This is a genomic window from Pedobacter sp. GW460-11-11-14-TSB4, assembly GCF_059423705.1.
The window spans coordinates 1-10,517 of the sequence record NZ_JBWKYI010000054.1; the positions used below are offsets into that span (position 1 = coordinate 1).

Consider the following 10,517-nt stretch of genomic DNA (forward strand, 5'->3'; position numbering starts at 1 on the left):
CAGCATAGTTCACCTCTGCTTTTAAGGTTTCCTTTGTCAAATTTAATTCTTTGATAATCTTTCTCAAACCTAAGGGACCGCAGTGTAAAACCCACAGCCCGAAGCATGAGGGCGAGGATTTGTAACGAAGGGCGGGGCTGCTGAAACCGAAAAGCGGTATATTTGCTTTTCAAAAAAAAATGAAAAAATGCAGTCTGGTGGTTTATCTCTCTTGGTATTAACGATATTTCTACTTTTCTTCCGCTACATTAGCAGGAGGTAAATAATCCATCGGAACGCTATCGGCTATTTTCTCCCAGGCCCAGTAGCCTGTATACAGCATCGACCGTGGATTGTATATGCCACCATTCTCATAAAAATATACCGGTTTTATCTGTAAGGTAATGGTTGATACCTGATAGTCGGGCATGTCTAAAGGTCTGCTGATGGATAAGCCTATTTTATTTGCAAATAATGGATCTTCCTTTTCTTTGGTGTAAACGATGTAGAGTTTATCGGTAAAGTTGATGCTTTTAATGCTCTCATTTTTAATGTGCACCAAGGTATCTTGCGCAATCGGGCTACGGCTTAAAATAGAAATGCCATCGGGGAGGTTTTTCTTCCTGAACCAGTAACTGAGCGAATCGTTATTGTTTATGGTTATCGTTTTGCCTAATAAGCCATTCTGCACCTTTGCTAAACGTTTAATATTTGCCTTAATCGTACTATCTGAAGGTTTATCCGGATTTGGCCGGGTAATTAATTTATTAATGATAAAACCCTCTTCAGTGGCCTTGCCATGATAAATTGATTTAAAAAAGTGCTGTGGAGAACCCAGGTAGGCAGTTAAACGTTTCTTTTCCCACACCTTCTTTTTTCTGGATGATCCTTTTAGGTCTTCGTAATAAGGGAAGCCCTCATAATACATAATTTTCGATCGGCTGCTGTACTCAAAATTATTCACCTGGTATTTTATCCGGTATCCCAGTGCCTGGTTCTCGATCACTAAAAATTGATTTGTTTTTACGGTAAGTTTCCCCTCCTCATTATCGTAATCGATAATCAGCACATTTGGATTAATCATTTTACATTGCGCGGCATTGGGTGTTGTACCAATGAAAAAATCTTTGAACATGGCAATATAATAAGCCCTGTTCGGATCTGGTTTAATGGTTACTTCCTTTAACTGCGTTATATTTTCTTCTAAAACCAAATCGACTTTTATAGCCTTATCCGAAATCACAATGTTTTTATTTAAAGCCTTATAGCCAACAAGCTGGACTAAAATATCATAGTTGCCGGGTTTTAAGGAAAATGTATAGCTTCCGTCGTTGTTCGAAATGGTTGCAATTTTATAACCACTTACATATACGCCTGCACCAGGTAAAGCCTCACCACGTTTATCTTTAACCATACCCGAAAGGGTATAACTTTGCTGAGCGAAACAAAATTTGCCTATGGTTAATAATGAAAGTAGAAGTATAAAAGATTTCATTAATTAAATATAAACTAATTATTTAGTTTTAGTAAGCTGTAGCTGTAAAATTATTGGCGCTTTTCTTCGTGGTGCCAGATATTGCGATCTGGTACTGAATCAAATCAATATACTATTTATCTTTTATAAATTCTACAGATACAAGCTTAGTCAGGTGGGAACATCCAACAGCACAACAACATTTCCCTACCATTAACAGGTCCATAAGAAAAGTCGTCATCTAGACTGAAACGCAGTGGAACGGAGAGATCTGCCTAGATAAATCTCTCGACTACGTTGCACTCCGTCCGCTCGAGATGACTTAATATAAGAATTAGGCGAGCAACTCCCTTGCATTTTCCATGGCAGATGCGCCTGGATTTTTGCCACTTAACATTTCGGCAATTACACCAATACGTTCTTCTTGTTTAAGTTTGCGAATTCCGGTTGTTGTTTTTCCACGGTCTTCATTTTTATGAACAAAGTAATGCGAAATGCCTTTGGCTGCAATTTGTGGTAAGTGTGTAATCGAAATTACCTGCATGTTTTGTCCTAAATCGGCAATTACTTCACCAACTTTTAAGGCGGTTTCGCCAGAAATTCCGGTATCAATCTCGTCGAAAATAATGGTCGGTAACGAAGTGTGTTTGGCCAATAAAGCTTTTATGGCTAACATTAATCGAGATAACTCACCACCAGATGCTACTTTATTTACGGGTGCAGGCGCCTGACCAGCATTGGCCGTAAAAAGAAGATTGATTTCATCTAAGCCATCTTTATTCAATTCGCCCAATACTTTTTGATCTAAAACCAATTTAGCATTTAACATGCCCACTTTTTTCAAGGTAATACTGGTTTGTTCTTCTACTACCTTAATTGCTTTTTTGCGGTTGGCACTTAATTGATCGGCTTGTTTGTGCAATTCTTTTTTCAATTGCTCTATTTCTTGCTGTAGTTTCCCGATATGCTCATCAGAAGATAGGAGTTTATTCAGATTCTCTTCCAATTGTTTTTGAACGGCCAGCAACTCAGTATTATCAGCAACGCGGTGTTTCTGCTGGAGTGAATAAAAAAGATCCAGTCGTTGATTAACCAGCTCTAAACGATCGGCGCTGTGTAAGGTATTTTCTTCAATGCCAGAAACCTCATCGGTAATGTCTTTTATTTCGATAATCGATGAGCGTAAACGTTCGTACAGTACATTAATTGCCGGGTCGAACTTTTCTATACTCTGCAACTGTAAAGATGCTTCTTTTAAAATTTGCAGGGCAGAAGGTTCACTTTCGTTAATTAAACCTGATGCGGTAAGTAAAGCTCTTTTTATGGTTTCGGCATGTGTTAAGCGTTCTAATTCCTGTTCCAGCTCCTGTTGTTCGCCTTCCTGTAATTTTGCCTGCTCGAGCTCGTTAAATAGAAACTGCTCATAATCCTGCTTATTTCTCGCTTCGTCTGCTTCACTCACCAATTTTTTCAACAGGTTGGTATCTTGTCTTAATTTTTTAAATCCGCTGCGGTAATTAAACAGGAGGGACTGATGATTAGCCAGTGAATCGACAATGAGCAGTTGAAAATCAGCATCGTTAATCTCCTGCGTGGCATGTTGGGAGTGGATGTCGATCAGTTTTTCGCCAATCTGTTTAAGAACGGATAAATTAACGGGCGTATCGTTAATAAACGACCTGGTTTTACCATCAATGGATATCTCTCTGCGCAGTATACTTTCGTTGGAGAAATCTAAATCATTTTCTTCAAAAAGTTCTTTCAGGTTTTCGTCTGCCAATGCAAAACTTCCTTCAATAACACATTTTTTATCCTGGTTAAAAAAGTATTTGCTTTCTGCGCGCTGGCCTAAAATTAGCGATAATGCCCCTAAAATGATGGATTTACCAGCGCCAGTTTCACCTGTTATAATATTTAAGCCTTTATCAAATTCGATATCGAGACTATCAATTAATGCGTAATTACGTATAGAAAGTTTTTGTAGCATAGCTAAGCAAAAATATCAAAATTTATTCAACAGGTGAATACAAAACAAAAACAGCGAAGAATAATCTTCGCTGTTCGTCGCTTGTTTGGTTTATATGGTATTTATTTTATCGAAATGTTAATGGTATGATCATCAACAATTTTTAAGTTGGCTGCCTGAACATAACTTTTTAGGGCCAATTGATCAGCATGGGTAAAATCAGATTTTTTATACGTTACTACAGCGTTTAGGGTGTTCAGGGCTTTAACAGCACTGGTAAAGTCCTGATTGTTATAAAGCATAACAGCAGGGCTTATTTGTGCGCCTTTATTTCCACCTTCTACTTTCTCCTTTTTCTCTTTCTTCTCCATTTTCTCTTTCAGTTCCTTCACCTCGTTATCGAACTTTTCTTTCAGTTTTTTATATTCTTCGGTCTGTTTTACCTTACTATTATTATCGAAATAGAATACTGCACCATCCGGACCGGTAAGCATATGTCTGTTTCCTTTAAATAGCGAATCTGAATTTAACTTACTCAATGCAGATAATCTTGCAATCTCCCCAGATTTTAAAGCATGTGCCCTAATATTCTCTATTTGAGCTCTAAACTCTGGTGAATTCACTTTAGCAGCCATATCTTCGCCCATTTTTTTCCATTTGGCTTGCGCCTCTGGCGAACCGAATTCTTTAGCCATATCTTCACCCATTTTTTTCCATTTTGCCTGGGCTTCAGGAGAGTTCATTTTCTTTTGCATCTCCTCTCCAAATTTTTTCCATTTGGCTTGTGCTTCCGGCGAATTGTATTGTTTGGCAATATCTTCACCAAATTTTTTCCATTTGGCTTGTGCTTCTGGCGAATTATATTTTTGGGCCATCTCTTCACCAAATTTTTTCCATTTGGCCTGTGCTTCCGGTGAATTGTATTCTTTATGTATTTTCGACAACAATGACGAATCGTTGAACTTAAATCTAAAGCTACTATCGGCATGCAGTCTGTAGATGTTTTTTCCTGCAAAAAGTTCATCTCTGTAAAAATCTTTTCTTAGGCTATCAGGCATATCTTTTACTGAGTTGTATTCGGTTTTTTTACCATCTGCATCGATCGTTACAATTTTTATTTTACGTTTCTTGGTGGTATCAGTGCAAACCATGGTTTTCACGTCGTGGTGATCGATGATACTCAAAACTTCAATTTTAGGCGTTTTTTTAGTTTCTTTTTTCTTTTCTGTTGGGTTGATCCAGGCAATAGAAAACAAGCAGGCTACCCCTAAAGTTAAGGCTGCCATTTGTTGTTTGGCGTTTAAATAATTTGTTTTCATGTTGGTTATTCTTTTAATGCGTTGATATAAATTCTGGGTTTTGCCTGTTGCTGCCAGTGCATAAGCCGGACTGTTTTTGTCTTTTAACAGTTCGAGTTTAAGTAGGGCATGGGCATAGTTGAGTGGTTTTCCGGTAATTTTTAATACCAGGTCATCACAGGCATGCTCGCGCTCAATATGTATAAATCTGCCGGCCATCCACACAAATGGGTTATAGAATAACAATGTTTCTATGGCTGTTTTAATCAGGTTTAACAAGAAATCGTTTCTTCTGATATGCGATAACTCATGGATTAATATGGCTTCTACCTGATCGTTGTCTAACTGGTTTACCAGCGCCAATGGAAATAATACCACTGGTTTTAAATAACCGATAACCAAAGGCACATTAACAATTGAAGACAAATGGAACTGGGTAACTTTGTTGATTTTAAGGTGAGCGGTTACCTGCTCGAAAATAGCTTTCCAGCTATCTGGAACAGCACTTAAACTTTCTTTTTTTAGTTTTGAAAGCTGACCATAACCTTTAACAATAACGAATAGCTGAAGCAATATACCAATCGCGTAAAATATCACTACAACAGGGAAATATTGCTCTGCCTTGCTGCTAAAACTTGGCGGAAGGTTGTTAAAATATTGGTAAATCTGAATATTTTGAGCATTGATGGCAGGCGCCTGGCTATTGATATTCAATGTTAACTGATGAATGAAATTATAGCCAAAGCCAATAAACATTAAAATGATGGCACCAAAAGCAAGGTTGTGCTTATGTTTTGCCGCCAGCTTCGGAATGCTTAACATTACTATAAATAGGACGCCATAAATAATGGCGCTTTGCCAGAGTGAGTTTAAAATGCTCCAGCCAAATGCTTTGATGAACTGTTGTAATAAAGTTTCCATAACGGTGGTTTTAATTTTTTATACGGGGACAATCCGAAAATGTTACTGTTAATTAGGGATCTAAACCCTACACCTTTCAACCTTCAACACTAACCTTACTTTAGGCTATCTAGATATTTTTTTATTTCGTCAATCTCATCTGCACTTGCACTGTGGTTACCCAAAGCCTGCATCACCAATCTCGCTGCCGATCCGTTAAATACGTTATCGATCATTTTATTTACCAATTGTTTTTCAGTTTTATCCTGACTTACAAGTGCTTTATATATATGCGTTTTTTGATTGGTATCTCTTTCTACCATTCCTTTTTCGTGTAGAATCTGCATCAGTTTTAAAGTTGTGGTATACCCGGAGTCTTTTTTATTTAATGCCTCATGAACTTCTCTTACCGTTGCATTCCCCTTTTGCCAAAGCACCTGGAGGATTTCCATTTCACCTTCTGTTGGTTTGATGTTATGATTAGTCATATGTTACAAGTTGTACGAATTATTTCGTATTCAAATGTACGAAGATATTCGTAAGATCAAAATATTTTAACAAATTTTTAACTTTTGGCTTAACTGATTGAACTGCTTAACCGGTTAACTGTGCTATAAGACGCATGAGCAGGTAGAATGTTGCATCTGCGAAGAAGGTTAATTTTTAAAACGTATTAATCGATTAACTGCGATACAGGATGCAGGGTAAGGGAAAATGTGGCATGCCTATGAAGGTTAATTGTTAAAACTGGTTAATCGGTTAACTGCAATATAGGATGGAGGGTAAGGGGAAATGTTGCATGACTAGGCTTTGGAAAGGAAAACCCCAGCTATGAAAAACTGATTTACGTTATTAAACCTGATTGATGTGGATACCAGCCCGTGTGTAAGGCCTGCAGGCGCCCGCCTGAACCATCGGGCAGGTATGAACAAAAGCAGGACTGGCTTTAATTGAAATGCTGAGACTGCTTTTCAGAAAAATTAATTTATTCCATTAAACAACAAAATAAGAGAAACTTATTAATTGCTTGACTGATTGGCATGATATACAATTAACGGATCAAAACCATTAACCAGTTAACCCAAAAAACTAATTTTTCTTCAGCCCCTCGTACTTGCCAATATTCGCCGGATCGATTTCTGCCAACATATTGTAAGCTTTCATGCGTTCCTGACCGTTTAGTTTAGAAAGTACATTGGTTACTTCTTCGGCCTTAGATGCAAAGTAAACATTAGGGAAAATTGAACCCAGTTTCTGCTTATCCATTTGCTGGAGGGCAGGCAGGGCAGCAACAATTTGTGTAAGGCCTTTATCATTATCGGTAAGCTGATCCAGGCCACTTAAATGATAGCTGTAGATGAAATTGCGCAGTTCGCTAAAAATAGGGTTCAAAACGTTTTCGTTAAACCAAAAACGATTGCGTAAACCATCAGCTGCTTTCCAGCCGGTATTGCCCGAAGCTTGCGCCAGGTTAATGATGTTCTGTGCTTTTTTATAGTAAGGTGTTCCACCCATTTTGCTGAAGCTATCTTTATCCATTCCGATAATGGTATAAGCATAATAGGTGAGGAGGGCACTGATATTGGAAATGTAATTCTGATCAGAAAAATCGATTGTAGAACCATCGTTAAAGTTAAAATCGAAATTCTTATCGCTCATGTTTAACAAAGTGCTGTTGTAAGAGCTGTTAAAAACCGGGCGACTGCTTTGAATCTGTGCTTCGGCGGTATATCCAGAGCCACCATCCCATGAGTTGATGGTAATGACAAAACTACATTCAATCCGTTCCTGGGGTTTATAACTTTCGTTGCTAAACTTGTTATTGTTTAAAAAATCGCGGATTGTTTTTTGCAAAGCATCTAAAGTGGGCTTACTGATGTTCGAAACCTGGGGAGCCAGCAAAGTTACCCTTGCATTTAACTCCTGCGCCTGCAGTTTCCCGAAACCAAGCAATAACAATATCCAAACAATCTTTTTTATCATTTCGCAATTTTTAAAATGGCTGCACAAATATCTTTAGCCACATCCGTTTTCGATTTCATTTCAAATACAGTGCGTTCTAAAGCTTTGTTAAAAATAGTAATTTTATTGGTATCTGATTTAAAACCGGCACCCTTATCATTTAAAGAATTTAAAACCACCAGATCCAGGTTTTTCTTCTCCAGTTTGCCTTTGGCGTAATTCTCCTCATCATTGGTTTCTAAGGCAAAACCCACCAAAACCTGGTGTGCTTTTTTTGTTGTACCTAAAGATGCAAGTATGTCCGTTGTTTTTTCCAGTTCCAAAACCAGGCCCTTGTCTTGCTTTTTAATTTTTTGAGTGGCAACTTGTTTGGGGCGATAATCAGCTACAGCGGCACACATCACGGTTATATCGGTTTCGGGGAATAGCGATGAACACGCATTGAACATATCCTGGGCACTAATTACATCAATCCTTTTTAAGGTTTGTATAGATTTTTGTGCGGTTGGTCCTGCAACTAATGTAACATCAGCTCCAAGCCTGGCAAGTTCATCAGCAAGGGCAAAACCCATTTTACCGGATGAATGATTGCCTATAAAACGTACCGGATCAATAGCCTCGTAAGTTGGCCCGGCAGTAACCATTACTTTTTTGCCAAATAGCGGCATCGATTTTTTAATGGCATCGTTCAGAAAGGAGACAATTTCTTCCGGTTCGGCCATTCGGCCTTCGCCCCAGAGTCCGCTGGCAAGTTCGCCATTGGCAGGCGCTATAACGGTATTGCCATAGCTAATAATACGCTCGATATTGCCCTGGGTAGTTTCGTGTTTCCACATGTCCAGGTCCATAGCCGGGGCTACATAAACCGGGCACTTGGCCGAAAGATAAACAGCCGTTAATAAATTATCGCAGATACCTGTTGCCAGTTTAGCCAATGTGTTGGCACTGATCGGTGCAATGATCATGAGATCGGCCCATAAGCCCAGCTCAACATGGTTGCTCCATACACCAGTTTCTTCTTCGAAGTACTGGGTATAAACAGGGTTTTTAGAAAGCGTAGCAAGGGTGAGTGGTGTAATGAAATTAGCACCATCAGGGGTAAGAATAACCTTTACGTTTGCACCAGCTTTTACAAGCAGCCGAACCAAAAAAGCCGACTTATATGCTGCGATGCTACCGCAAACGCCAAGGATTATATTTTTATTTTTTAGCATAATGCGCAGAGTACATAAGGCATGGAGCATAGAGCGTAGTGCTAAACGCTTTGCCCTAAACGCTATGCGCTATGCCAGTTACTTTTGTTCTTTAGCAGGATTTCTGTGATAAATTTTCTCGTTCAAAAATTCATCAATAGCAACCAAAACAGGCTTCGGCATGCGCTCGTAGTGCTTGCTGATTTCAATCTGCTCGCGGTTTTCGAAAATTTCTTCTAAATTATCGTTGCTTGAAGCAAATTCTGCCAATTTACCGTGTAACTCCTCTTTAACGTTGTTCGAAATCTGATTTGCTCTTTTAGCAATCACCACTAAAGATTCGTATAAGTTATCTGTAGTTTTATCTAAATCGTGTACGTTTCTGGTTACTGTAGTATTTGGTACAGCAGGTTTGTTAGTATTCATGTATTACTTGTTTTTAATATCCGTTTTATTAATTGTAGCAGAAGTATCTTTTAACTTTCCGGTTCTGATCAGCATCTGCTTGTATTTTTCCTGATCAGCAGCATATAATGCCAATTCTTGTTTTGTAGCCGCAATTCCAGCCTCAACATCTTCCTTAAGTACCTTTGCGTCTTTAGTATATTTACTGTCAGGGTGGTTTTCAGTAAACTCAGTATATAAAGCAAGCGCTTCATTATAACGGTCTTCCTGACGAACAACATAACTGTTTTTAGCGTATAAATACTGCGCTTTAATCATTAAGAAATCCATTTCCTCGGCATATTTAATATCCGGGTAATCTCTTTGCGCATTTTTTAAGGCAATAACTGCCGCTCTGTAATTATCTACATTACTTGGTCCGGTGGTTAAGTACATTTTAGCGTTTTCAAAAGCTTTATCCTCTAGCTTACCCCTTAGCGTGGCAATATATTTACCGGCTGCTGCAGCACGATCGCTGGTAGGATATAAGTTAATGAATAATTGTAATGCATCAATAGCTTTATAAGTATTTTCCTGATCCAAAGAGAAATTTGGAGATTCTAAATAGAAACAATAAGCGGCCATGTAGCGGGCTTCTTCCGCATCTTTACTGGCTGGATAGGTTTCTGCAAAACTTTTAAACTGGTATCTTGCAGTAGTATAATCACTTAATCTATATAAAGTATAAGCATAATAAAAGTTCAATCCTTCGGCTTCAGCACGGCCGCGGTATTTTTGAGAAAGGTCTTCAAAAAGCACCAATGCTTTGCTGTAATCGCGTTTATTGTACAAACGAAGAGCCTCCTGATATTTTTTTGCAACGTCATTACTCGCTCTCAATTTCTCGAAACGACTCTTACAACCCGCAATACCCAAAGCGGCAACAAATACTAAAATAATTAAGTGTTTAACTTTAAACATTCTGCAAAGATAATTAATAATACGATAACATCAATAAAAACAATTGGCCGCTAAGCTATGCAAAGCAATTCAGTACCATATAACAGTTAACAATTTTTAACATATATAACTGTTCGGATTTGTTTGTAGCGTATTATACTATAAATATAGAGGAATAGGAAGTCTATTCAGGCCGGGCTTGTTCTATTCTTACACTATATAGTATAATAGTATATGTTTCATGTTTTTTTAGTAAAGCAGGTTTAGTGCTACTATATAGGTATGTCCCCGCTATCCGCTTTATCCCGACCTTACGTCGGGATGCCCGCGTCAATCCCTTAGGTTTGAGAAAGATTATCAAAGAATTAAATTTGACAAAGGAAACCTTAAAAGCAGAGGTG

8 protein-coding genes and 1 pseudogene are annotated in these 10,517 nt (G+C 38.3%); 1 reads left to right on the plus strand and 8 read right to left on the minus strand.

Features of this window, described 5'->3' with window-relative positions:
• Nucleotides 1-229: 229 nt before the first annotated feature.
• The 3 genes from AC07YT_RS24770 to AC07YT_RS24780 form a co-directional block, all read right to left on the minus strand.
• Complete coding sequence (locus AC07YT_RS24770; protein ID WP_086547403.1) at nt 230-1,474, minus strand: carboxypeptidase-like regulatory domain-containing protein; 1,245 nt, start codon at nt 1,472-1,474, stop codon at nt 230-232.
• Between the two features lie 313 nt (nt 1,475-1,787).
• Nucleotides 1,788-3,440 carry a DNA repair protein RecN gene (recN, locus tag AC07YT_RS24775; RefSeq protein ID WP_086547402.1) on the minus strand — a complete coding sequence of 551 codons (1,653 nt, stop codon included), beginning with the start codon at nt 3,438-3,440 and terminating at the stop codon, nt 1,788-1,790.
• 101 nt (nt 3,441-3,541) lie between these two features.
• The gene (locus AC07YT_RS24780; RefSeq protein ID WP_086547401.1) at nt 3,542-5,638 is read right to left on the minus strand and encodes a M56 family metallopeptidase; all 2,097 of its coding nucleotides are present in this window, start codon (nt 5,636-5,638) and stop codon (nt 3,542-3,544) included.
• A 6-nt stretch (nt 5,639-5,644) separates the two neighbouring features.
• Here AC07YT_RS24780 and AC07YT_RS24785 point away from each other — a divergent pair.
• Nucleotides 5,645-5,731: pseudogene (locus tag AC07YT_RS24785) on the plus strand (hypothetical protein); the annotation flags it as partial.
• 2 nt (nt 5,732-5,733) lie between these two features.
• On the opposite strand, the gene AC07YT_RS24790 reads toward AC07YT_RS24785, so the two are convergent.
• From AC07YT_RS24790 to AC07YT_RS24810, 5 genes are all read right to left on the minus strand, one after another.
• On the minus strand, nt 5,734-6,105 hold the full coding sequence (locus AC07YT_RS24790) for a BlaI/MecI/CopY family transcriptional regulator (RefSeq protein WP_029279745.1): 372 nt from the start codon (nt 6,103-6,105) through the stop codon (nt 5,734-5,736).
• A gap of 601 nt (nt 6,106-6,706) precedes the next feature.
• The gene (gene porD, locus AC07YT_RS24795; protein WP_086547400.1) at nt 6,707-7,600 is read right to left on the minus strand and encodes a type IX secretion system protein PorD; all 894 of its coding nucleotides are present in this window, start codon (nt 7,598-7,600) and stop codon (nt 6,707-6,709) included.
• On the minus strand, nt 7,597-8,793 hold the full coding sequence (gene coaBC / locus AC07YT_RS24800; protein ID WP_494945575.1) for a bifunctional phosphopantothenoylcysteine decarboxylase/phosphopantothenate--cysteine ligase CoaBC: 1,197 nt from the start codon (nt 8,791-8,793) through the stop codon (nt 7,597-7,599). The genes porD and coaBC overlap by 4 nt, the downstream gene beginning before the upstream one ends.
• Before the next feature lie 78 nt (nt 8,794-8,871).
• Nucleotides 8,872-9,198, minus strand: a complete 327-nt coding sequence (locus tag AC07YT_RS24805; RefSeq protein ID WP_025145617.1) for a DNA-directed RNA polymerase subunit omega — start codon at nt 9,196-9,198, stop codon at nt 8,872-8,874.
• 3 nt (nt 9,199-9,201) lie between these two features.
• Nucleotides 9,202-10,137 (minus strand): outer membrane protein assembly factor BamD, encoded by a 936-nt coding sequence (locus tag AC07YT_RS24810; RefSeq protein WP_086547399.1) that lies wholly within the window; start codon nt 10,135-10,137, stop codon nt 9,202-9,204.
• Between the last annotated feature and the right edge of the window lie 380 nt (nt 10,138-10,517).

Bases quoted from the DNA above. Each gene is read 5' to 3' on its own strand.
- AC07YT_RS24770 (WP_086547403.1), bottom strand. From the start codon at position 1,474: ATGAAATCTTTTATACTTCTACTTTCATTATTAACCATAGGCAAATTT.
- recN (WP_086547402.1), bottom strand. From the start codon at position 3,440: ATGCTACAAAAACTTTCTATACGTAATTACGCATTAATTGATAGTCTC.
- AC07YT_RS24780 (WP_086547401.1), bottom strand. From the start codon at position 5,638: ATGGAAACTTTATTACAACAGTTCATCAAAGCATTTGGCTGGAGCATT.
- AC07YT_RS24790 (WP_029279745.1), bottom strand. From the start codon at position 6,105: ATGACTAATCATAACATCAAACCAACAGAAGGTGAAATGGAAATCCTC.
- porD (WP_086547400.1), bottom strand. From the start codon at position 7,600: ATGATAAAAAAGATTGTTTGGATATTGTTATTGCTTGGTTTCGGGAAA.
- coaBC (WP_494945575.1), bottom strand. From the start codon at position 8,793: ATGCTAAAAAATAAAAATATAATCCTTGGCGTTTGCGGTAGCATCGCA.
- AC07YT_RS24805 (WP_025145617.1), bottom strand. From the start codon at position 9,198: ATGAATACTAACAAACCTGCTGTACCAAATACTACAGTAACCAGAAAC.
- AC07YT_RS24810 (WP_086547399.1), bottom strand. From the start codon at position 10,137: ATGTTTAAAGTTAAACACTTAATTATTTTAGTATTTGTTGCCGCTTTG.